19 protein-coding genes and 1 tRNA gene are annotated in these 23,273 nt (G+C 69.9%); 16 read left to right on the top strand and 4 right to left on the bottom strand.

Annotation, left to right across the window (positions count from 1 at the left end):
• The first annotated feature begins 40 nt into the window (after positions 1-40).
• Positions 41-925 carry an acetylglutamate kinase gene (gene argB / locus V7Q31_RS09805; protein WP_333833588.1) on the top strand — a complete coding sequence of 295 codons (885 nt, stop codon included), beginning with the start codon at positions 41-43 and terminating at the stop codon, positions 923-925.
• Between the two features lie 20 nt (positions 926-945).
• Here the strand turns inward: argB and V7Q31_RS09800 are convergent, their stop codons facing one another.
• Together V7Q31_RS09800 and V7Q31_RS09795 are read right to left on the bottom strand one after the other, a co-directional pair.
• On the bottom strand, positions 946-1,851 hold the full coding sequence (locus tag V7Q31_RS09800; RefSeq protein ID WP_333833587.1) for an alpha/beta hydrolase: 906 nt from the start codon (positions 1,849-1,851) through the stop codon (positions 946-948).
• Positions 1,844-2,137: an SCP2 sterol-binding domain-containing protein gene (locus tag V7Q31_RS09795; protein WP_333833585.1), complete on the bottom strand. Its 294-nt coding sequence runs from the start codon at positions 2,135-2,137 to the stop codon at positions 1,844-1,846. The genes V7Q31_RS09800 and V7Q31_RS09795 overlap by 8 nt, the downstream gene beginning before the upstream one ends.
• Before the next feature lie 96 nt (positions 2,138-2,233).
• On the opposite strand from V7Q31_RS09795, the gene V7Q31_RS09790 reads away from it, so the two are divergent.
• From V7Q31_RS09790 to recF, 5 genes are all read left to right on the top strand, one after another.
• The gene (locus V7Q31_RS09790) at positions 2,234-2,854 is read left to right on the top strand and encodes a hypothetical protein (RefSeq protein WP_333833583.1); all 621 of its coding nucleotides are present in this window, start codon (positions 2,234-2,236) and stop codon (positions 2,852-2,854) included.
• A 108-nt stretch (positions 2,855-2,962) separates the two neighbouring features.
• Positions 2,963-4,807, top strand: a complete 1,845-nt coding sequence (locus tag V7Q31_RS09785) for a SurA N-terminal domain-containing protein (RefSeq protein WP_333833581.1) — start codon at positions 2,963-2,965, stop codon at positions 4,805-4,807.
• A gap of 1 nt (position 4,808) precedes the next feature.
• On the top strand, positions 4,809-6,320 hold the full coding sequence (gene trpE, locus V7Q31_RS09780) for an anthranilate synthase component I (protein ID WP_333833580.1): 1,512 nt from the start codon (positions 4,809-4,811) through the stop codon (positions 6,318-6,320).
• 76 nt (positions 6,321-6,396) lie between these two features.
• On the top strand, positions 6,397-7,161 hold the full coding sequence (locus V7Q31_RS09775; RefSeq protein ID WP_442976456.1) for a HesA/MoeB/ThiF family protein: 765 nt from the start codon (positions 6,397-6,399) through the stop codon (positions 7,159-7,161).
• Complete coding sequence (gene recF, locus V7Q31_RS09770; protein WP_333833579.1) at positions 7,158-8,318, top strand: DNA replication/repair protein RecF; 1,161 nt, start codon at positions 7,158-7,160, stop codon at positions 8,316-8,318. The genes V7Q31_RS09775 and recF overlap by 4 nt, the downstream gene beginning before the upstream one ends.
• 22 nt (positions 8,319-8,340) lie before the next feature.
• Here recF and V7Q31_RS09765 read toward each other — a convergent pair whose 3' ends face one another.
• The gene (locus V7Q31_RS09765) at positions 8,341-9,111 is read right to left on the bottom strand and encodes a hypothetical protein (RefSeq protein ID WP_333833578.1); all 771 of its coding nucleotides are present in this window, start codon (positions 9,109-9,111) and stop codon (positions 8,341-8,343) included.
• 67 nt (positions 9,112-9,178) lie between these two features.
• Here V7Q31_RS09765 and gyrB point away from each other — a divergent pair, with 67 nt between their 5' ends.
• The gene (gene gyrB / locus V7Q31_RS09760) at positions 9,179-11,647 is read left to right on the top strand and encodes a DNA topoisomerase (ATP-hydrolyzing) subunit B (RefSeq protein WP_333833576.1); all 2,469 of its coding nucleotides are present in this window, start codon (positions 9,179-9,181) and stop codon (positions 11,645-11,647) included.
• Positions 11,648-12,039: 392 nt separating this feature from the next.
• On the opposite strand, the gene V7Q31_RS09755 is transcribed toward gyrB, so the two are convergent.
• Positions 12,040-12,249: a hypothetical protein gene (locus tag V7Q31_RS09755; protein ID WP_333833575.1), complete on the bottom strand. Its 210-nt coding sequence runs from the start codon at positions 12,247-12,249 to the stop codon at positions 12,040-12,042.
• 107 nt (positions 12,250-12,356) lie between these two features.
• On the opposite strand from V7Q31_RS09755, the gene recJ reads away from it, so the two are divergent.
• From recJ to lon, 9 genes are all read left to right on the top strand, one after another.
• On the top strand, positions 12,357-14,111 hold the full coding sequence (recJ, locus tag V7Q31_RS09750) for a single-stranded-DNA-specific exonuclease RecJ (protein ID WP_333833573.1): 1,755 nt from the start codon (positions 12,357-12,359) through the stop codon (positions 14,109-14,111).
• Between the two features lie 56 nt (positions 14,112-14,167).
• Positions 14,168-14,243 (top strand) — tRNA-Glu (locus V7Q31_RS09745).
• A gap of 611 nt (positions 14,244-14,854) precedes the next feature.
• Positions 14,855-16,258, top strand: coding sequence for a circularly permuted type 2 ATP-grasp protein (locus tag V7Q31_RS09740; protein WP_333833572.1), 1,404 nt, complete (start codon positions 14,855-14,857; stop codon positions 16,256-16,258).
• 4 nt (positions 16,259-16,262) lie between these two features.
• Entirely contained in the window at positions 16,263-17,201 is a 939-nt protein-coding gene (locus V7Q31_RS09735; protein WP_333833571.1) for an alpha-E domain-containing protein, read from the top strand.
• A 6-nt stretch (positions 17,202-17,207) separates the two neighbouring features.
• Positions 17,208-18,044: a transglutaminase family protein gene (locus V7Q31_RS09730; RefSeq protein ID WP_333833570.1), complete on the top strand. Its 837-nt coding sequence runs from the start codon at positions 17,208-17,210 to the stop codon at positions 18,042-18,044.
• Positions 18,045-18,144: 100 nt separating this feature from the next.
• A complete protein-coding gene (locus tag V7Q31_RS09725) occupies positions 18,145-18,615 on the top strand; it encodes an ankyrin repeat domain-containing protein (RefSeq protein WP_333833568.1) in 471 nt (156 codons plus the stop codon).
• Positions 18,616-18,726: 111 nt separating this feature from the next.
• The gene (gene clpP, locus V7Q31_RS09720; RefSeq protein ID WP_333833566.1) at positions 18,727-19,356 is read left to right on the top strand and encodes an ATP-dependent Clp endopeptidase proteolytic subunit ClpP; all 630 of its coding nucleotides are present in this window, start codon (positions 18,727-18,729) and stop codon (positions 19,354-19,356) included.
• Between the two features lie 124 nt (positions 19,357-19,480).
• Positions 19,481-20,740 (top strand): ATP-dependent Clp protease ATP-binding subunit ClpX, encoded by a 1,260-nt coding sequence (gene clpX, locus V7Q31_RS09715; RefSeq protein WP_333833564.1) that lies wholly within the window; start codon positions 19,481-19,483, stop codon positions 20,738-20,740.
• Between the two features lie 143 nt (positions 20,741-20,883).
• Positions 20,884-23,273: endopeptidase La (lon, locus tag V7Q31_RS09710; protein WP_333833563.1), on the top strand; the 2,390-nt coding region annotated here is incomplete at its 3' end.

The following is a 23,273-nucleotide window of genomic DNA, read 5'->3' as shown; positions in this document are numbered from 1 at the left end:
CACCCCGCCCCGGAGCCCCTCGATGGAGAAATCGCGCGCCATGAAACGCGACTGGGTCGCCACCGCCCGCACCCTCAGCGAGGCGCTCCCCTTCCTGCAGCGCTATGACGACAAGGTCGTGGTCATCAAGTTCGGCGGCCATGCGATGGGGGACGACGCGGCGATGGAGGTGTTCGCCCGCGACGTGGCGCTGATGAAGCAGTGCGGGCTGCACCCGGTGATCGTGCATGGCGGCGGGCCGCAGATCGCGCAGATGCTCGCCAAGCTCGGTGTCGAATCCGAGTTCGTCGACGGCTTGCGCGTGACCGACAAGGCCACCGTCGAGGTCGTCGAGATGGTCCTGGCCGGCGCCATCAACAAGCGCATCGTCTCGGCGATCAACGGCCAGGGCGGGCGGGCGGTGGGCCTGAGCGGCAAGGACGCGAACCTGATGGTCTGCGAGAAGCTCAGCCGCACCAAGCGCGACCCCGACAGCAACATCGAGAAAGTGCTCGACCTCGGCTTCGTCGGCGAGCCGCGCGAGGTGAACCCCGGCGTGCTCGACACCTTCCTGAAATCCGACCTGATCCCGGTGATCGCGCCGGTCGGCGTGGGCCGGAACGGCGAGACCTACAACGTCAACGCCGACACGGCCGCCGGCGCCATCGCCGGCGCGCTCAAGGCCGAGCGCCTGCTGCTTCTGACCGATGTGGAGGGGGTGAAGGACGCCGAAGGCGACGTGCTGACCGACCTGTCGCCGGAACAGTGCAAGCGTCTGATCGAGGACGGCGTGATCCGCGGCGGCATGATCCCGAAAGTGCGCACCGCGCTCGACGCGGTGGAGGCGGGGGTCGCCGCGGCGGTGATCCTCGACGGACGCGCGCCGCACGCCTGCCTGCTGGAGCTCTTCACCAATCACGGCGCCGGGACGCTGCTGCGCCGCTGAACCGGCGCGGCGGCGTTCCCTCAGACGCCGATCCGCGCCATGAAACCGTCGAAATGCTCCCAGAATGCGGCGCGGAGCGTCTCGGTCTCGAACATCGTCTCGTGGCGCCCGCCCGGCAGAACGACGAGCTCCGCCCCCATCTTCGCGCGCAGGACCGGCAGCGACACCACGGCCTCCTCCGATCCCGCCGTCACCAGATGCGGGACCGGCGGACGGATGGGGCGCAGCGCGTCCATCTCGTCATAGGCCGCCCGCGCCCAGCCCCAGCTCGGCCCTCCGAGACCGAGTTCGGGATGCGCCTCGAGCAGCGCGACGAAGCGGGCGAACTGCGCGGCGTCGCTGGTGAGAAGATTTCCCTCGTAGCCCTTGAGGATGTAGGGCGTCGCGTCGCCGCCGAGCGCGAAGCGCTTCGACATGCCGAGGCGCGTCGCGATGCGCGACAGGACCCGCCCCAGCGCCTCGACCGGGGCGCTCTGCGCGAGCCCCCACATCGGCGAATTGAAGACGGCGCCGCGCACGTCGAGACCGCGCTCCAGCGCCCGGAGCGCGATCGCGCCGCCCATCGAATGGGCCAGCAGCACGCGCGGCCCCGCGATGTCGCCGACCGCGCCGAGGAGCGCGGCGAGGTCGCGCTGGAACTCGGCGAAATCGCCGACATGGCCCATGCTGCGGGGCTTGGCGAAATGCTCCGAGGCGCCCTGCCCGCGCCAGTCCACGCTCGCCACCGTGAAGCCGCGCCCGGTGAGCAACGGGACGACGGGCGCGTATTTCTCGAGGCACTCCGTCCGCCCCTGAAACAGCAGCAGCAGCCCGCGCGCCGGCGCCTCGGGGCTGGCCGGGGCGATCGCGCCGCGCAGCCGCGCCCCGTCGGCGGCGCGCAGCTCGAGCAGGCGGGCCCCGGGGCCGAAGGGCGCGTCCTCAGCCAAGCAGACCCGCCGCCTTCATCGCGACCCCCATGTCGCCCGAGATGCGGATGCGCCCGGTCATGAAGGCCGCCGTCGGGCCGAGATCGCCGTCGAACAGCGCGCGGAACGTGTCGAGATCGGCGCTGATGACGCAATCGGCCTCGGAGCCGTCATCGACCCGCGCGCCCTGCTCGTCGAGGCGCAGCGCGCCGACATCCACGAATTCGAATCGCACGGAAGCGTCGAACGCCTCGCCCTCGGTCTTTCGGATCAGCGAAGCGAGCACTTTCGCCAGCGTTTCGTCCATGTCGGTTTTTCCTTGCCTGACCTGCGGTCGACGCCGCACCCTTATCACGGCAAGGTTAAAGCCTATGTACCCCGAGGCAAAGGTTTCGAGGCGCTCATGATCCATCCGAGAGTTGTCGCACTCGCCGCCGCGGCGATCGTCGCCCTGTCCGCGGGCGCGCCGCGCGCGCAGGAGGCGCTCCCCGACATCGCGCAGGGCGAGCAGCACCCCCCGCTCGCAGACGAGGCCCCGCAGACGCCAGCCGAGCGGCTCGACGCGCTCTTCGCCTCGCTGGGCGATGCCGACCCGACCGACGCGGCGCGGCTGGAGCGCCAGATCCTCGATCTGTGGTCGCGCTCGGGCTCGGACAGCATGGATTTCCTGCTGCGCCGCGGGCGCGAGTCGCTCGACGCCGAGGAGTACGACAAGTCGGTCGCGCATCTGAGCGCGCTGATCGATCTGGCGCCGGAGTTCGCCGAGGCCTGGAACATGCGCGCGACGGCGCATTTCATGGCCAAGGACTACTGGGCCTCGATGGCCGACATCCAGCGCACGCTGGCGCTCGAGCCGCGCCATTTCGGCGCTCTCGTCGGGCTTGCGACGATCCTAGAGCAGACCGGGGATTCCGCCGGCGCGCTGCGGGCCCATCGCGCCGCCCTCGCCCTCCATCCCAGCCTCGAGCCGGCGACGCGCGCGGTCGAGCGGCTCGCCGCGGAGGTCGACGGACGCGACATCTGAGGGCGCGGCGCGCGGCGCGTCTCGCGCCCCCGCCGCGCGATCCGCCCCGCCTTGCCGCCGCCCTGACGCGCCCCTATGGTCCGCGCCGCATGTCAAGGGAGGCTCGCAATGCTCGAACGCCTGCGCGGCGCGGTGAAATCCTGGGTGGCGCAAGTCCTGCTCGGGCTGCTGGTCGTCAGCTTCGCGATCTGGGGCATGGGCGACATCGCGGGCGGCTTCTCGACCAAGGTCGCGACGGTCGGCGAGCGGGAGATCGAGGCGGACCTGTTCGCCACGGTCCTGCGCCGCGAGCAGCAGCGCTACGGCGTAGACCCTTCGGAAATCCGCGCCACCGGCCTCGACCGCTTCGTGCTCGGGCAGATGGTGCGCGAGGCGGCCTTCGACGACCAGATGCGCGCCCTCGGCGTCTCGGCGCCCGACGCGGCGGTGGCGCAGGAGGTCCGCTCCGACCCCGCCTTCCAGGTCGGCGGCCAGTTCGACCCCGCGCAATACGCAGCCGCGGTGCGCCGCGCCTACCGCTCGGTCGGCGCCTATGAGGAGACGGTGCGGCGCGCCCTCGCCTCGGCGCAGCTGATGGCGGCGGCCACAGCCGGGGCCGTCGGGCCTGTGGGCGCCGGCGAGGCGCTGGCCCGCCAGGCGCTGCAGACCCGCCGCTTCGACGCCGTCACGCTGACCGCCGAGGCGCACGCGCCGGCGCCCTCCGAGCCTGACGACGCGGCGCTTCAGGCCCATCTCGACGCCAACGCCGCCGCCTTCGCCCGCCCCGAAACGCGCGACGCCACCTTCCTGCTGGTGGACCCGACCGAGCTCGCCGAAGGGCTCGAGATCGCCGAGGACGAGCTGCGCGCCCTCTACGACGCCCGCGCGGCCTTCTACGTCTCGCCCGAGACGCGCGAGATCGATCAGATCGTGTTCGCCGCCGAGGCGGAGGCGACGCAGGCGCGCGCCCGTCTCGACGCGGGCGAAATCGACTTCGACGGCCTTCTCGCCGAGCGCGCCCTCAGCCGCGACGACGCCGCGCTCGGCGCAGTGACGCGCGCCGACCTGCGCGACGCCCGCGCCGACGCCGCCTTCGCGCTCGACGGCCCCGGCGCAGCAGGCCCCGTCCCCACGGCCACGGGCTTCGCCCTGCTCGACGTGACGGCGATCGCGCCGGAAGTCCGCATACCTTTCGAGGAAGTCCGCGAGGATCTGCGCCGCGAGATCGGGGCCGAACGGGCCGCGCCCGACGCCGACCGCCTCGCCGAGCAGATCGAAGACCTGCGCGCCGGCGGCGCGACGCTCCAGGAAGTCGCCGCCGAGCTCGGCCTGACCTTGCGCAAGGTCGCGGGCGCGACGATGGCCGGCGGGGCCGAAGGCGCGCCGGGCGCGCCGGAATTCCTCGCGGAACTGTTCGCCGCCGCGCCCGGCGCCGAGCGCGACCTCGTCCGCCTCGCCTCGGGCGGCTATCTCGCGCTGCGCACGGACGCAGTCGCGCCCGCCGCGACGCCCGCGCTCGCCGAGATCCGCGACGCCGTCGCCGCAGACTGGCGCCGCGCCGCCCGCCGCGCCGCCCTCGCCGAGCGCGCCGCCGCCGCGCTGGAGCGCCTGCGCGAGGGCGAAAGTCTCGCGAAGCTCGCCGAGGAGTTCGACGTGGCGGTCGCGACGCTGGGTCCCTTGCGCCGCGACGATCCCGATCCGCGCCTCGGCCCGGACGCGCGCGAAACCCTGTTCAAGGCCGCGCCGGGGGCGGCTGCGCTGACCGTGTCGGGCGACCGCGCGACCCTCGCCGTGCTCGCCGAAGTGACCGACCCCGCCGACGTCTCGGCGCAGGCGGCCCAGATCGACGCCGCCTTCGCCCGATCGGTCGCGCAGGACCAGCTCGACTTCCTCGGTCGCGCCCTCGAACAGGCGGCGGGCGCGTCGATCAACCCGCAGGCGGTGGACGCGGTGATCTCCGGGATCGGCGGCTGAGATGCGGATCGCGCCCGATTTCGACGCCTTCGCCGAAAGCCATGCGCGCGGCGAGAACCAGGCGCTGTGGACCACCGTCGCCGCCGATCTCGACACGCCGGTCTCGCTGACGCTCAAGCTCGCCCAGGCGCGGCGCGACAGCTTCCTGCTCGAATCGGTCACCGGCGGCGAGGCTCGCGGGCGCTATTCGATCATCGGCATGAAGCCCGACCTGATCTGGCGCTGCCGCGACGGGCGCGCCGAGATCAACCGCGCCGCCCGCTTCGACCTCGACGCCTACGCCCCGGACGACCGCGACCCGCTCGCCAGCTTGCGCGCCCTGCTGGAGGAGAGCGCCATCGCGCTGCCGCCGGGCCTGCCGCCGATGGCCGCGGGGCTGTTCGGCTTTTTCGGCTACGACATGATCCGCCTGGTCGAGCGCCTGCCCGCGCCCAACCCCGACCCGCTCGGCCTGCCCGACGCCGTGATGATGCGCCCCACCATCGTCGCCGTGGTGGACGCCGCGAAAGACCTCGTGACCCTCGTCGCGCCCGTCTGGGCCGCGGATGGCGAAGCGCCGCGCGCCGCCTACGCCCGCGCCGCGGAGCGGCTGTCGGACGCCGTGGACGATCTCGACCGCGCCCCCGCCGCCGAACGCGCCGCCGATCCGGCCGACGCCCAACCCGCCGCGGCCGTCTCCAACACCTCCGACGACGCCTATCGCGCGATGGTCGGCAAGGCGCAGGAGTACATCCGCGCCGGCGACATCTTCCAGGTCGTCCCCTCGCAGCGCTGGAAAGTGCCCTTCCGCCTGCCGCCCTTCGCGCTGTACCGCGCGCTGCGGCGCACCAACCCCTCGCCCTACATGTTCTTCTTCAATTTCGGCGGGTTCCAGCTGGTGGGCGCGAGCCCCGAGACGCTGGTGCGCGTGCGCGACGGGATCGTGACGATCCGCCCGATCGCCGGCACGCGCCCGCGCGGCGCGACGCCGGAGGAGGACAGGCGGCTGGAGGCGGAGCTGCTCGCCGACCCCAAGGAGCGCGCCGAGCATCTGATGCTGCTCGACCTCGGCCGCAACGACGTCGGCCGCGTCGCGCAGATCGGCACGGTGCGCCCGACCGAGCAGTTCGTCGTCGAGCGCTACAGCCACGTCATGCACATCGTCTCCAATGTCGAAGGCCGCCTGCGCCCGGACCATGACGCGCTGTCGGCCCTGCTGGCGGGCCTGCCTGCGGGCACCGTCTCGGGCGCGCCGAAAGTCCGCGCGATGGAGATCATCGACGAACTGGAGACCGAGAAGCGCGGCGTTTATGGCGGCGGCGTCGGCTACATCGCCTCGGGCGCGGACATGGACATGTGCATCGCGCTGCGCACGGCGGTGGTGAAGGACGGCGCGATGTATGTGCAGGCCGGCGGCGGCGTCGTCTATGACAGCGACCCCGAGACCGAGCGGATGGAGACGGTCCACAAATCCCGCGCCCTGATCCGCGCCGCCGAGGAAGCCGCCCGCTTCGCCGCCCGCGGCAACCGCTGATCCGCCGCGCCTTGCCACCCGCGCGCCGGGGTGGAAAGCTCTCGCCTCCGCCCTTCCCGCCGCGCCGGAGCACCGCATGGCCCTGTCCGACGACGAACTCGACCGCTACGCCCGCCACATCGTGCTGCGCGAGATCGGCGGGCCGGGCCAGGCGAGGCTGCGCCGGGCCCGCGTGCTCTGCGTCGGGGCGGGCGGGCTCGGCTCGCCGGCGCTGCTCTATCTCGCGGCGGCGGGGGTGGGGACGCTGGGGATCGCCGACGACGACATCGTCTCGCTGTCCAACCTCCAGCGCCAGGTGCTGCACGCGACCGACCGCATAGGCGCCCGCAAGACCGACAGCGCCATCGAGGCCCTGCGCGCGATCAACCCGCATGTGACCGTCGAGGCCCATCCCGTCCGCCTGACCGCCGAGAACGCCGAGGCGCTGATCGGCGCTTACGACATGACGCTCGACGGCTCGGACAATTTCGCGACCCGCCATCTCGTCAACGCGATCTGCGTGAAGCTCGGCAAGCCGCTGATCGCGGCGGCGATCGGGCAATGGGAAGGCCAGCTCTCGGTCTATGGCGCGCCCGGCCCCTGCTACGCCTGCGTCTTTCCCGAGACGCCCGCAGAGGGCCTCGCGCCGAGCTGCGCGCAGGCCGGCGTGCTCGGGGCGCTGGCCGGCGTGATGGGCGCGCTGCAAGCCGCCGAGGCGGTGAAGCGCATCGTCGGCGCGGGCGAGAGCCTGAGCGGGCGGCTTTTGCTCTACGACGCGCTCTGGGCGGAGTTCCGCACCATCGCGGTGACGCGACGGCGCGACTGCCCGGTTTGCGGCGGCCCCGCAAGCGCAAGTACGTGACCGCGCCGAAAGCGCGCCTTTTCGTCGCCGCGCTGACGCTGGCGCAGTTCCGCAGCCACGCGCTGACGCATCTGGCGCTCGACGGCCGGCCCGTCGCGCTATTCGGTCCGAACGGCGCCGGCAAGACCAACATCCTCGAAGCCGTGTCGCTGCTTTCGCCGGGCCGGGGCCTGCGCCGGGCGAGCGCGGAGGATCTGCCGCGCAAGGCCGCGGTCCGCCCGGATCCGGGCCTATGGCGCATCCGCGCGACGTTGCAGGGCCCGGACGGCCTCGCGGAGATCGCGCTGGAGGGCGGCCCGGACGGGCGCCGCCGCGTCGCCGTCGACGGCAAGGCGCAGCCTCAGACGGCTCTGGCCCGGATCGCGCCGATGCTCTGGCTGACGCCCGCGATGGACCGGCTCTGGATCGAAGGCCCCGAAGGACGGCGGCGCTTCATCGACCGCGCCGCCCTCTCCTTTTCGCCCGGTCACGCGGACGCCGCGAGCGCCTATGAGAAGGCTATGCGCGCGCGCAACCGCCTGCTGCGCGAGCCGCGCCCCGACCCCGCCTGGCTCGACGCGCTGGAGGCGCAGATGGCGCAGGCGGGCGCGGCGCTCGCCGCCGGGCGGGAGGCGGCGGTCATGCGGTTGAACGCCGCGCAGCGCGACGTCAAATCATTGTTCCCGCATGCCGAAATCGCTATGATCGACGGCATGGAGAATGCCCCCGACCACCCCTGCCCGACCGAGGCGCGCGCCGAGGCGTCGCGCCGCGCGCTGGCGCGCAATCGGCGCGAGGACGCCGCCGCCGGACGCGCCCTGACGGGACCGCATCGCGCCGATCTGTCGGCGTGCGACGCGGCGCGCGGCGTCGAAGCCCGGCTGTGCTCGACCGGCGAGCAGAAGGCGCTGCTGATCAGCCTCGTTCTCGCCAACGCCCGCGCCCTCGGCGCCGAAGGCGCAGCGCCGATCCTGCTGCTCGACGAGGTCGCCGCCCATCTCGACGCCGACCGCCGCGCGGCGCTCTTCGACGAGCTTTTCGACCTCGGCGCGCAGGCTTGGATGACCGGGACGGGGCCGGAGCTCTTCGAAGGCCAGCGAGATCGCGCTCAGATGTTCAACGTGCGCGAACTCGACGGCGCATCCGTGACGACAAGGCCAGCGCTTGACCAGCCGTAAGTATCGAGCTCCGACCGATCGATTAGAAGAAGTTCGAATAGCGCGCCATAGCCCAGCTTACGAGACTGTCGGCCGTGCGCTGTTCGAACAGCTTTCTTCCCTTTGCAAAGGTATGCACCCCGAGAACGTCAGGGTTATCGAGGAGGAGTTCCCGCTCGGGGCTCTTGAATGGATGATCGGTATAAACAAGCGGATGGTGGAAGGCGGCCTGGGAGAGGACCTGATCGCGGACATTCTCCTTGCGAACAAAGTATTCGAGCGCATGCCGGCCCCATTGGTGCTTGGGATAATCCTTCAGGGTGAATTCAGTGCCGAGCAGACGACACCGGAGCCGTCGCCAGCGAACCTTCGTGATCGACCAAGGCGGCGTCGAGCGGCTTGCAAAGGCTTCGAGCACGGCCTCCATCATGGGGAAGTCGCGCCGCGCCCAAAGAATGCCGTTGCAAAGCCATCCGCCGCGCTCAAGGCTCACGAGGATGTCTGGGGGCTGGGGAAGCGGCCTCAGCAGCAACACGTCCGTGTCGAGCCATATTCCGGCGCCAGCGCGCAGGAGCGCCAGCCGAAAGAGGTTCGCCCGGGTCGGCGGACCGAGCGTCGGCGCGTCGTCGAAAAGGAAGCGTCGGGGAAGGATCGTCTCCGCGTCGCGCAGCGCGACGCCAGATGGGAGGTTGCTCACCTCCTCGTAAGCGTAGACAACGGCCTCGTAGCCAAGGGCGCGCCAAGAGGCGATGCAGAGGCGGTCGAGATCGGAAACTCTGGGTCCTGTCCAGAACGTGACGATGGGCTGAAACATTGCGCGTGGCTCCGGTTAGCCGTCGGGCGCGCCGAAGGTCGACTTGCGCGGGAAGTGAGGGTCAAACATGGCGGATCAAGAGCAGCCTGCGAGCACCGCCGAGACTGAAACATACGGGGCCGACAGCATCAAGGTGCTCAGGGGCCTTGAAGCCGTGCGCAAGCGCCCCGGCATGTATATCGGCGACACCGACGACGGCTCGGGCCTGCACCACATGGTCTATGAAGTCGTCGACAACGCCATCGACGAGGCGCTCGCCGGCTGGTGCGACACGGTGCGGGTCGTCCTGCACGCCGACGGCTCGGTGAGCGTGTCGGACAACGGCCGCGGCATCCCGACAGCGATCCACGAGGAGGAGGGGGTCTCGGCGGCGGAAGTCGTGATGACCCAGCTTCATGCAGGCGGCAAGTTCAACCAGAACAGCTACAAGGTGTCGGGCGGGCTGCACGGCGTCGGCGTGTCGGTGGTCAACGCGCTCTCGGACTGGCTCGACCTGCGCATCTGGCGGGACGGCCGCGCGCATTACGCCCGCTTCGAGCATGGCGAGACTGTGAAGCATCTCGAAGCGACCGGCCCGTCGGAAGGCCGCAAGGGCACGGAAGTGCGCTTCCTCGCCTCGCTCCAGACGTTCAGCCACATCGACTACGACTACAAGACGCTCGAACACCGGCTGCGCGAACTGGCCTTCCTCAACTCCGGCGTGACCATCGTGCTGCGCGACGAACGCAGCGCGGAGCATCGCGAGGAGCGGATGGCGTATGAGGGCGGCGTCGAGGCCTTCGTGCGCCATCTCGACCGCTCCAAGACGCCTCTGATCTCGGGTCCGGTCGTGGTGCGGGGCGAGCGCGAGGGCGTGGCGGTGGAGGCCGCGCTGTGGTGGAACGACGGCTACCACGAGAACATGCTCTGCTTCACCAACAACATTCCGCAAAAGGACGGCGGCACGCATCTCGCGGGCTTTCGCGGCGCGTTGACGCGGGCGGTGAACGCCTACGCCGTCTCCTCCGGCATCGCAAAGAAGGAGAAGGTCGCCCTGTCCGGCGACGACGCGCGCGAGGGGCTGACCTGCGTGCTGTCGGTCAAGGTGGCGGACCCGAAATTCTCCAGCCAGACCAAGGAGAAGCTCGTCAGCTCCGAAGTGCGGCCCGCGGTCGAGAGCCTGATCTACGAGAAACTCAGCCAATGGTTCGAGGAGAACCCCGCCGACGCCCGCTCGGTCGTCGGCAAGGTGGTTGAGGCGGCGCTCGCGCGCGAGGCGGCGCGCAAGGCGCGCGAGCTGACGCGCCGCAAGACCGCGATGGACATCGCATCGCTGCCCGGCAAGCTCGCCGATTGCCAGGAGCGCGACCCCGCCAAATCCGAACTGCTGATCGTGGAGGGCGACAGCGCCGGAGGCTCGGCCAAGCAGGGCCGCTCGCGCCAGAACCAGGCGGTGCTGCCGTTGCGCGGCAAGGTGCTCAACGTCGAGCGGGCGCGCTTCGACAAGATGCTGTCCAACAACGAGATCGGCACGCTGATCACCGCGCTCGGCGCCGGGATCGGCCGCACCGAATTCGACGTCGGCAAGTTGCGCTACCACAAGATCATCATCATGACCGACGCCGACGTCGACGGCGCGCATATCCGCACGCTGCTCCTGACCTTCTTCTATCGCCAGATGCCGGAGCTGATCGAGGGCGGCTATCTCTACATTGCGCAGCCGCCGCTCTACAAAGTGTCGCGCGGCAAGTCCGAAGTCTACCTGAAGGACCAGCGAGCTCTTGAGGACTATCTGATCGCGGAAGGCGCGCGCGACGCAGTGCTCGAACTCGGCTCAGGCGAGCAAATCCGCGACGCGGATCTGGTGCGGCTGGTCGAGGAGGCGCGCGTGGTGCGCCAGACGCTCGCCGCCTTCCCGACCCATTACCCGCGTTTCGTGCTGGAGCAGGCGGCGATCGCGGGCGTCTTCCGCCGCCGCCCGCATGAAGCGACCGAGGAGCGCCCGGCGGACCTTCTGTTGCGCATGCCCGCCGACGCGGCTGCGGCGCTGGTGGCCGCCCGGCTCGACGCGGTCGCGCCCGAGACCGAACGCGGCTGGACGGGCGAAGCGGCTGCGGATGGCGGGATGACCTTCCGCCGCGTGGTGCGCGGGGTTGGCGAGACCCGCACCATCGACGCCGCGGCCGCGGCGTCGGTGGAGGCGCGCAGGCTCGCCGCGCATCAGGAGAGTCTCGCCGAAACCTACGCGGCGCCGGCGCGGCTTCTCCGCAAGGATCGCGCGGTCAGCGTCCGCGGACCTGGCGAACTGCTCGACAGCGTGCTGGCCGAAGGCGAGAAGGGTCTCAGTCTGCAACGCTACAAGGGTCTTGGCGAGATGAACCCCGAGCAACTCTGGGAGACGACGCTCGACCCCGAGGCGCGCACGCTTCTGCAGGTGCGCGTCGACCATATGGACGATGCGGACGAGATCTTCACCAAGTTGATGGGCGACGTAGTGGAGCCACGCCGCCAATTCATTCAGGACAATGCCCTGAACGTCGAAAATCTTGATGTTTAGACCCATACTGAGTTGGCGCATAAAACGCAAAAATGGCGTCAGAAGCTGAGTCGTTGGCGCATAATAATAAATCGCAAGGCTGCGCGCCACTCGGGCAATATTATTTCGCGCCATGATTTCATATTTTGGAAGCAATCAATCGGCAAATAGTTTCTGTGCGCCACTTGCTTGAGTGAGGTCCCCGGAAGCTGACGCCGCGTCGGTGTCGGCGTCCACCACTCCCGCTTTCGGCCGGTCGCGGAGAGCTCGGCGCTCTGCGGTGGACGGACGCTCGCGCGAGCGGCCGGAGTATCTTCAACATCGGCCGCTCGACGGGACAGCCTGCCGCGCTCCTTGGACTGAACTCCCCAGCACCGGTCCGGCCGGGGTGCGCACGAAGCAGCCGTTCATAACTACGCCCGGCGAGATCGCGCGGACGGGAACGAAAACTTCGCCGCGTCGACCCCGAGGCGCTCGAGCTTGGCGTTTTCCGCCTCCAGCGCCTTCAGCCGCTTCGCGTCGGAGACGTCCAGCGCCAGCCGGGCGGCAGACAGAGCGACGTCGGAGATCGCCGCCCCGGCGCCCGCCTTGTCGCCATGGTCGGCGTGGAATAGCGCCTTCACATATCGGGAATGTTGTCACTTGCCCTGATCAAGGATCTTTTCGCGCCCGAGAGAGTTCGGTCGCGCAACATCTTGCGGCTGGGATCGCTTCGCCGCATAAATATCGCATGCTCGACGCGCACGCCCTTCTCAATGTCGCCTGTTCGGTCACCGGGCGCCGCTGGGTCGGCCCGGACGCGGCCACCGAGCGCGCGGGCCTCGCCGTGGCGCAGGCGACCGGCGCGCCGGAGGTCCTCGGGCGGGTGCTGGCCCGGCAAGGCGTGCGCCCCGACGCCGCGCGCGCCTATCTCGCCCCGTCGCTGCGCGAGCTGATGCCCGACCCGTCGCGACTGCGCGACATGGACGTCGCCGCCGACCGGCTCGCCGGCGCGGTCGCGCGCGGCGCCCGCATCGCGATCTTCGGCGATTACGACGTCGACGGCGCGGCGTCCGCGGCGCTGGTCGGGCGCTGGTTGCGCGCGCAGGGGAACGCGGCGACGATCTACATCCCAGACCGGATCGACGAGGGATACGGCCCCAACATCCCGGCGATGCAGACGCTCGCGCGGGCGCACGACCTGATCCTTTGCGTCGATTGCGGCGCGCGCAGCGACGCGCCGATCGCGGCGGCGCGCGCCCTCGGCGCCGAAGTGCTCGTCGCCGACCACCATCTCTGCGCCGAGACGCCGCCCCAGGCCGAGGCGGTGGTGAACCCCAACCGCCATGACGACGAGTCGGGGCTCGGCAATCTCTGCGCGGCGGGGGTGTGCTTTCTGCTGGTCGTCGCCGCCAACCGGGTCTTGCGCGCGCGCGGCATGGCCGCGCCCGACCCGCTGCCGCTGCTCGAACTCGTCGCGCTCGCCACGGTCGCCGACGTCGCGCCGCTCACAGGGCTCAACCGCGCCTTCGTGCGGCAGGGGCTGAAGGTGATGGCGCAGCGACGCACGCCGGGTCTGCGCGCGCTGGCCGACGCGGCGCGGCTGTCGGGGCCGCCCGACGCCTTCCATCTGGGCTTCGTTCTCGGGCCGCGGATCAACGCCGGTGGGCGGATCGGGCGGGCCGATCTCGGGGCGCGGCTTCTGATGTGCGACGATCCCGACGAGGCCGCCGCGCTGGCCGCCCGGCTCGAAGAACTTAATGAGGAGCGGCGCGGCGTCGAGGCTGCGGTGCAGGCGCAGGCGCTCGCGCAGGTCGAGGCGCGGGGGGCCGAGGGGCCGCTCGTCTGGGCGGCCGGCGAAGGCTGGCACCCGGGCGTGGTCGGAATCGTCGCGAGCCGGCTGAAGGAGCGCTACGACCGGCCTGCGGTGGTGATCGGCCTTTGCGGCGCGGAGGGCAAGGGCTCGGGCCGCTCGACGGCGGGCGTCGATCTGGGGCGCGCGGTCGAGCGTCTCGCGGCGGAGGGGTTGCTGCTGCGCGGCGGCGGCCATCCGATGGCGGCGGGGCTGAGCGTGGCCGCCGAGGCGGTGGCCCCAGCCATGGCGCGCCTCGGCGCGCTGCTGGCGGGGCAAGGCGCGGGGCCCGCCGGCCCGCGCGATCTGCGGCTCGACGGCGCGCTCGCCCTCGGCGGCGCGACGCTCGAGCTCTGCGCGCTGCTCGACGCCGCCGGCCCGTGGGGGCAGGGCGCCCCGGCGCCGCGCTTCGCCTTTCCGTCGGTGCGGCTGCGCTTCGCCAAGCCCGCCGGCGAGCGGCATCTTCGGCTGACGCTCGGCGACGGCCCGGACCGGCTCGACGCCGTCGCCTTCGGCGCGATGGAGGGGCCGCTCGGCGAGTTCCTTCTGTCGCGCGCGGGGGCCCCCGTGCATGTGGCGGGCCGATTGGAGATCGACAGCTGGGGCGGTGGACGGCGTGCGAAGCTGCGCCTCGACGACGCGGCGCCGGTCTGACGGCCCTCTTGCCAGCCGCGCGCCGCTTCACTAGAACGCGCTCACGCTGCCGCAGCGCGCCCTTCGTCTAGCGGTCCAGGACGTCGCCCTTTCACGGCGAAAACACGGGTTCGAGTCCCGTAGGGCGTACCATCCGATCCGATTTTGGACGACTGGTCATGGGGTTATCGCACCCCATCCCAGAGTTGGACGTGTAAAACCCGCCACGGCCTCCGACTCGGTCGGGTCCCGTCCGCCCCCGTGGTGTTCGGCGCATCGACGCAAGCGGCTCCATTCCTTCGCTGAGGATGCCGAGATGCCGCCGATGGCCGAACACGCGCCCGCGGCGACGGCCCCTGACTTCCTCAACGACGACCAGCCGCCCGAGATCGACCGTAAGCGTCTGGCTTCGCCGCTCCGACGAAGGACGGCTATGGGGTCTGCTGGAGCAGGTCATGCACGCCCAGCGCGGAGCCGACCGACCTGCGCCCGTCAGCCGTCACGTATCGCCCGCAACCAGCCTCGTTCCGCGCCGACAGCCGGCGCCGGTGAGCATTCCGGGCCAACTCAGCCGGTCCGAAGCGCCCTCCCGAGGTCGGGCGCGGTCCCAGCGTCCATGACGAACGGCGGAAACCCGCGCAAGCTTCGCACGCGGCGCCTCTTTTTCAGGCGCGGCGCGCCGTTTCCCCGCCTGCGACGCAACGGCGCTCTGGATTCTCCCGCCGCGCTTTGCTCTTGTCCGATGTGACAGGACGGAGCGGGGCATGTTCAACGAAATGGCCGACGCGAACGGGGTTCGGCCGCCCTATCGCGACATTCAGAGCTGGCTCGACCGGCTGGGGCTCGACGCGCTGGAACTCAAGCGCGAGGAAGCCGAGACGCTGTTCCGCCGCATCGGCATCACTTTCGCCGTCTATGGCGAAGGCGGCGACCCCGAACGGCTGATCCCCTTCGACCTGATCCCCCGCGTCTTCTCGGCCGAGGAATGGCGCACGCTGTCGCGCGGCATCGTCCAGCGCGCCAAGGCGCTGAACGCCTTCCTGCACGACGTCTATCACCGCGGCGAGATCCTCAAGGCGGGGATCATCCCCGAGGATCTGGTCTACCGAAACGCGGCCTTCCTGCCCGAGATGGTGGGCGTGGACCCGCCGGGGCGGGTCTATTCCCACATCGTCGGCATCGACATCGTGCGCACCGGCCCCGAGGAATTCCTCGTGCTGGAGGACAATTGCCGCACGCCCTCCGGCGTCTCCTACATGCTGGAGAACCGCGAGATCATGATGCGGATGTTCCCGGACCTGTTCGCGGGCGGGCGCATCGAGCCGGTGGACGGCTACCCCTCGATGCTGCGCGCCACGCTCGAGGAAGTCGCGCCCAAGGCCTGCAAGCAGGACCCGACTTGCGTCGTGCTGACCCCCGGGCCCCTCAACTCCGCCTATTACGAGCACTCCTTCCTCGCCGACCAGATGGGGGTGGAGCTGGTCGAGGCGCGCGATCTGTTCGTGGACGAGGGCCTGTGCTGGATGAAGACCACGCAGGGGCCGCGCCGGGTGGACGTGATCTACCGCCGCATCGACGACGATTTCATCGACCCGCTGGTGTTCCGCCCCGACAGCGTGCTCGGCGTGGCGGGGCTGATGAACGCCTACCGCTCCGGCGGCGTGACCATCGTCTCGGCGCCGGGCGCGGGCGTGGCCGACGACAAGGCCGTCTACATCTACACGCCCGAGATGATCCGCTTCTATCTCGGCGAAACCCCGATCCTGAAGAACGTGCCGACTTTCAAATGCTCCCAGCCCGAGGCCTGCGCCCATGTGCTGGAGCATCTGGAGGAGCTGGTGGTCAAGGAGGTCCACGGCTCCGGCGGCTACGGGATGCTGATCGGACCGCGCTCGACCAAGGCCGAGCGCGAGATTTTCGCGCGCAAGCTGCGCGACGATCCCGCCGCCTTCATCGCCCAGCCGACGCTGGAGCTGTCCACCGCGCCGACGTTGACCGAGAAGGGCCTCGGCGCGCGCCATGTCGATTTCCGCCCCTATGCGCTCGTCGGCAAGGAAATCCGCCTCACGCCCGGCGGGCTGACCCGCGTCGCGCTGCGCGAGGGGTCGCTCGTGGTCAACTCCAGCCAGGGCGGCGGCGTGAAAGACACCTGGGTTCTGGCGGGCTGATCGCATGAGCACTCTCTCCCGAACCGCCGCCGATCTGTTCTGGATGGCCCGCTATCTCGAACGCGCAGAGGCGATGGCGCGTCTGGTGGAGATGGGCCGCCGCATGACCATGCTCCCGGGCTCCGACGAGGCGCGCGCCGACGAATGGCGCTCGGTGATCGCCGCCGCAGGCTGCATCGGCCATTTCGACGGGCGCGCGCTCGACGAGGAGAGCGCGCTGCTGGGGCTGATCACCGACCGCTCCAACCCCTCCTCGATCGTCTCCTGCCTCGACCGCGCCCGCAACAACGCCCGCTCGGTGCGCACCGCGCTGACCACGCAAGCCTGGGAGACGCTCAACGAGGCGTGGCTGCGGCTGGGCGACATGACGGACGCGCGGGTGCTGCGCGAGCTGGCGCCCACGCTCGACTGGGTGAAGGGCCGCTGCGCCCAGTTCCGCGGCGCCGCCGACGCCACCATGCTGCGCGACGACCGCTTCGACTTCCAGCGGCTTGGCCTGTTCGTCGAGCGCGCCGACATGACGCTCCGGCTGCTCGACGTGAAGTATTACGTCCTGCTGCCCGAAACGGAGGTGATCGGCGGCGGGCGCGACCGCCACCAGTGGACCTCCGTTCTGATGGCGACTTCGTCGCTGCGCGCCTATCACTGGGCCTATCGCGGCGACTATTCGCCGTGGCGGATCGCCGACTTCCTGATCCTCAACCGCGCGAGCCCGCGTTCCCTCGCCTTCTGCTACGAGGAGATCGGCTTCGTGCTCGACCGCCTCGCCCGCGGCTACGGCGCCCGCTTCGCCTGCCATCATACGGCGGTCGAGACCCAGGCGATGCTGATGGACGTGGACATCGGCGAGATCTTTCAGGAAGGTCTGCATGAGTTCCTGACCGACGCGATCGCCCGCAACAACCGGCTCTCGGCGCAGATCGCCGAAGCCTACCATTTCTGAGCCGCCATGATCCTCGCCGTCAGCCACCGCACCGTCTATCGCTACGATCCCAAGGTCGCGGCGGTGGCGATGCGGCTGAAGCTGTTCCCCTCGAAATTCGACGGGCAGCGCCCGCGGCGCTGGAAAGTGACGTTCAACGGCAAGACCGTGACGCCGGAATTCACCAACGGATATGGCGACGGGGTCGCGACCCTGTTCCTGCGCGGCGGCGTCGAGGACGTCGAGGTGGTCGCCGAGGGCGAGGTCGAGACGACCGATCTGGCGGGCGTGCTGCGCGGCTTCCGCGCGCCGCTCAAGCCCGGCGTCTGCCTGCGCCCCACCCCCCGCACCCGCGCCGACGCCGCGATCCTCGCGCTGGCGAAGGAGGCCGACGCCGCCGCCGACACGCCGCTCGATCGGGCGCATGCGCTGATGGATCTCGTCTCGACCCGCATCGCCTATGTCCCCGGCGCGACGGACGGCGCGACGACGGCCGCCGCCGCGCTGGAGAAGGCCGCAGGCGTCTGTCAGGACCACGCCCATGTGATGATCGCCGCCGCCCGCGCGCTTGGGTGGCCCGCGCGCTACGTCGCAGGCTACTACCTGCCGGACGCCGATGGGGCGGACGACCTCGCGACCCACGCCTGGGCCGAGATTTGGGTGTCGGGGATAGGCTGGATCGGCTTCGACGCCACGCACGACATCTGTCCGACCGACAGCTATGTCCGCGTCTGCTCGGGTCTGGACGCCATCGACGCCGCCCCTTTGCGCGGCCATGCCGAAGGCGTCGCCGACGAGACGCTGGAGGTCGCGGTGACCGTCCGCCCCCACGGCGCGCAGGCCCAGGCGCAGAGCCAGGGCTGACCGGCGTCCGCCGAGCTCTTCACGTTTTCGCAACAAATTCGGCGCAAATCGGACTCGCCCACAGCAAAGGGGTCTGCCGGTGCGAGCAGCAGAAGCGCTCATGGTCGGCGCCGTCGCGATCTGGGGGGCGGGCGCAATGGCCCAGCCCTCCAGTCGCGGCGCGGAGCTGTTCCTGCTCCTCGGCCCGGAGGGAGACGACGCCGCGGCGCTTTCCCTCACCCTCGACGAGGCCCTCGACCCGAGCGCCTTCGCTGTGCGGGACGCCGCGATGGCGACGCCGCTGCACCGCGCCGCAGAAGTCTCGCGCGACCCGGAGTTGATCGCGGCGATGGTCGCGCGCGGCGCCGACGTCGAAGCCCGCGACGCGCAGGGCCGCACGCCGCTCGCCTGGGCGCGCGGCAACCCGGTCGCGGCCGCAGCCCTCATCGCGGCGGGGGCCGACGCCTGCGAGCCCGACGTCGCAGGCCGCCCCGCGCTCGGGGCCGCGACGCTCGAGGCGATCCGGCGCGAGGCGCCGGACGGCTACGTCGCGGCGCGCGCGGCGTTTCTCGGGTGCCTGTCGCGATGGTGACGCCAAATCGCCGCGCCCGCCCCGTCGCCTTGTCGCGGTCGCGCGCGCGCATTACGACTCGCCTTCAGAGCGCCGCGTGCGCCGAGCCGAGCAGCCGAGGACCGAACCGCCATGCGCGACCCTGTCGACGTCTATATGAACACGCTGGTGCCGATGGTGGTCGAGCAGACCAGCCGCGGCGAACGCGCCTACGACATCTATTCGCGGCTGCTCAAGGAGCGGATCATCTTCCTGTCGGGCCCCGTCCATGACGGCATGTCCACGCTGATGGTCGCCCAGTTGCTGTTTCTCGAGGCCGAGAACCCCAAGAAGGACATCGCGATGTACATCAACAGCCCCGGCGGCGTGGTGTCGTCGGGCCTGTCGATCTACGACACGATGCAGTACATCCGCCCGAAAGTCTCGACGCTCGTCGTGGGTCAAGCGGCGTCGATGGGGTCGCTTCTGCTCTGCGCCGGCGAGAAGGGCATGCGCTTCTCGCTGCCCAACAGCCGGGTGATGGTGCACCAGCCCTCGGGCGGTTTCCAGGGCCAGGCGTCGGACATCGCGCTGCACGCCAAGGAGATCCTCGAGCTTAAAGACCGTCTTAACCGCATCTACGTGAAACATACGGGTCAGGATTTCGAAACGGTCGAGAAGGCGCTCGACCGCGACAACTTCATGACGGCCGAGGCCGCCCGCGACTGGGGTCTGATCGACGAGATCGTCTCGCATCGCCCGGCCGCAGACGAGAAGGCGTGACGCAGGCGGGTCCGCCGAAGGCGGACGGACGCTTGAACCCCCCGGCGGACCGTGTTCCAATCGGGGAAGAGAAGATGAAGCGCGCGGCGCATGCGGCTCCGGGGCGGGGCTGAGGAGACGGAAGATGAGCAAGACCGGCGGATCGGACTCCAAGAGCACGCTCTACTGCTCGTTCTGCGGCAAGAGCCAGCACGAAGTGCGCAAGCTCATCGCCGGCCCCACCGTGTTCATCTGCGACGAATGCGTCGAGTTGTGCATGGACATCATCCGCGAGGAGACCAAGAACGGGCTGGTCCGCTCGGCGGACGGAGTGCCGAGCCCCAAGCAGATCTGCAAGGTGCTCGACGACTACGTCATCGGGCAGGAGCACGCGAAGAAGGTGCTCGCAGTCGCGGTGCACAACCACTACAAGCGCCTCAATCACTCGGCCAAATCTTCAGACGTCGAGCTCGCGAAGTCCAACATTCTGCTGATCGGCCCGACGGGCTGCGGCAAGACGCTGCTCGCGCAGACGTTGGCGCGCATCCTCGACGTGCCCTTCACCATGGCCGATGCGACGACGCTCACCGAGGCCGGCTATGTCGGCGAGGATGTCGAGAACATCATCCTCAAGCTGCTGCAATCGGCCGACTACAACGTCGAACGCGCCCAGCGCGGCATCGTCTATATCGACGAGGTCGACAAGATCAGCCGCAAGTCCGACAACCCGTCCATCACCCGCGACGTCTCGGGCGAGGGCGTGCAGCAGGCGCTGCTGAAGATCATGGAGGGCACCGTGGCCTCCGTGCCGCCGCAGGGCGGGCGCAAGCATCCCCAGCAGGAGTTCCTGCAGGTGGACACGACCAACATCCTGTTCATCTGCGGCGGCGCCTTCGCCGGGCTCGACCGCATCATCGCCCAGCGCAACAAGGGTTCGGCGATGGGCTTCGGCGCCGACGTCAAGGCCGAGGACGACCGGCGCACCGGAGAGCTGCTCGCGGTGCTCGAACCGGAGGACCTGCTGAAATTCGGCCTGATCCCGGAATTCGTCGGCCGCCTGCCGGTGATCGCCACCCTGCGCGACCTCGACGAGGACGCGCTGGTGATCATCCTCACCGAACCAAAGAACGCCCTGATCAAGCAGTATCAGCGGATGTTCGAGATGGAGGGCGTCAAGCTCTCGCTCACCAAGGAAGCGCTGCGCGCCGTCGCCCGGCGGGCGATCGATCGCAAGACCGGCGCGCGCGGCCTGCGCTCGATCCTCGAGGACGTGCTGCTCGACACGATGTTCCACCTGCCCGACATGGACGGGGTGGAGGAAGTCGTCGTCAACGAGGAAGTCATCGAGGGCAAGGCCAAGCCGCTTCAGATTTACGCAGAGAAGCGCGACGGCGCCTCCGCCTGAGGCGCCGGCCCCGCCCGACAGCCGTCATGCTGACCGCATCTTGATCGCGGGCAGCGCGGCGCCAAGATAAGCAGGACGCTTCCATGGGGGCGCGGCGTCGCCTCGTCTCGGGGCGTCGCGCCTTGCGAAAGGGCCGCATGCACATGACCAAGACCACCCTCCCCGTCCTGCCGCTGCGCGACATCGTGGTGTTTCCCCACATGATCGTGCCGCTCTTCGTCGGTCGCGAGAAATCCGTCCGCGCGCTCGAGGACGTGATGCGCGAGGACAAGCAGATCCTGCTCGTCAGCCAGCGCGACGCGGCGAAGGACGATCCGGGCCCCGAGGACATCTTCGAGACCGGCGCCGTCGCCAACGTCCTCCAGCTGCTCAAGCTGCCCGACGGCACGGTCAAGGTGCTGGTCGAGGGCCGCGCCCGCGCGCGCATCACCGGCTACACCGACCGCGCGGAGTTCTTCGAGGCGACGTGCGAACCCATCGCGGAAAGCGCGGGCGACCCTGCGGCGGTCGAAGCGCTGGTGCGCAGCATCGCCGCCGAGTTCGAACGCTACGTCAAGCTCAACAAGAACGTGCCGCAGGAGGCCGTCGCGACCGTCTCGGAAATCGAGGACGGCGCGAAACTCGCCGACACCATCTCCGGGCATCTCTCGGTGAAGCTGTCGGAAAAGCAGAAGTTGCTCGAGATCGCCGACGTCGCCGAGCGGCTCGAGCGCATCTACGGGCTGATGCAGGGCGAGATCTCGGTTCTTCAGGTCGAGAAGAAGATCAAGACCCGCGTCAAGAGCCAGATGGAGCGCACGCAGCGCGAGTACTACCTCAACGAGCAGATGAAGGCGATCCAGCGCGAGCTTGGCGAGGGCGAAGACGGTCGCGACGACGCGGGCGAGCTGGAAGCGCGCATCGAGGCCACGAAACTCAGCAAGGAAGCCCGCGACAAGGCGCTGGCCGAGCTGAAGAAGCTGCGCCAGATGTCGCCGATGTCGGCGGAAGCCACGGTCGTGCGCAACTATCTCGACTGGATGCTGTCGATCCCGTGGGGCAAGAAAAGCCGCGTCAAGAAAGACCTCGCCGGCGCTCAGACGATCCTCGACAACGACCATTACGGGCTCGAGAAGGTCAAGGAGCGGATCGTCGAGTATCTTGCGGTTCAGCAACGCTCGTCCAAGCTGAAAGGCCCGATCCTCTGCCTCGTCGGCCCGCCCGGCGTCGGCAAGACCTCGCTCGGCAAGTCGGTGGCGAAGGCGACGGGGCGCGAGTTCATCCGCATCTCGCTCGGCGGCGTCCGGGACGAGGCGGAGATCCGCGGCCATCGGCGGACCTATATCGGCTCGATGCCCGGCAAGATCATCCAGTCGATGAAGAAGGCCAAGACCAACAATCCCCTCATCCTGCTCGACGAGATCGACAAGATGGGGCAAGATTTTCGCGGCGATCCGGCGTCGGCGATGCTGGAAGTGCTCGACCCCGAGCAGAACAGCACGTTCATGGACCATTACCTTGAGGTCGAATACGACCTGTCGGGGGTGATGTTCCTGACGACGGCGAACACCTATCACATGCCGCGGCCGCTGCTCGACCGCATGGAGATCATCCCGCTCTCGGGCTACACCGAGGACGAGAAGCGCGAGATCGCGCGCCGCCACCTCCAGCCCAAGCAGGAGAAGGCGCACGGGCTCAAGAAGGGCGAGTTCCGGCTCACCGACGAGGCGCTGCAGTTCGTCATCCGCCGCTACACGCGGGAGGCGGGCGTGCGCAATCTCGAGCGCGAGATCGCCAAGCTCTGCCGCAAGACGCTGACGCGGATCATCAAGGGCGACGTCAAGTCGGTCGAGGTGACGCCGGAGCTGGTCGAGGAGTTCCTCGGCGTGCCGCGCTTCAAGTACGGGCTGGCCGAAGAACGCGATCAGGTCGGCGTGACCACCGGCCTCGCCTGGACGGAAGTCGGCGGCGACCTGCTGTCGATCGAGGCGCTGAAGCTGCCCGGCAAGGGCCGGATGAAGACCACCGGCAAGCTCGGCGATGTGATGAAGGAATCGATCGACGCCGCGGCGTCCTATGTCCGCAGCCAGGCGCCGCGCTTCGGGGTGAAGCCGACGCTGTTCGAGAAGATCGACATCCATGTCCATGTTCCCGAAGGCGCGACGCCCAAGGACGGGCCGTCGGCGGGCGTCGCCATGGTGACCTCCATCGTCTCCGTGCTGACCGACATCCCGGTGCGGCGAGACGTTGCGATGACCGGCGAAGTCACGCTGCGTGGGCAGGTTCTGCCGATCGGCGGTCTCAAGGAGAAGCTGCTCGCGGCGCTGCGCGGCGGCGTGACGACCGTGCTGATCCCGAAGGAGAACGCCAAGGACTTGCCGGAGATCCCCGACAACGTGAAGGAGGGGCTCGAGATCATCCCCGCCGAGACGGTCGCGGAGGTGCTTAAGGTGGCGCTCGCCCGCGAGCCCGAGCCGATCGACTGGGACGAGGACCAGTTCGACGCGGCGGTCCCCGCGCCCTCGGAAGTGGAGCCGGAGGAAGTGCGGGCGCA

The organism is Rubrimonas sp., from assembly GCF_036788415.1.
Lineage (GTDB): Bacteria > Pseudomonadota > Alphaproteobacteria > Rhodobacterales > Rhodobacteraceae > Rubrimonas.
The sequence above is the reverse complement of the archived record's forward strand: the minus strand, read 5'-3'. Positions and strand labels throughout refer to the sequence as shown.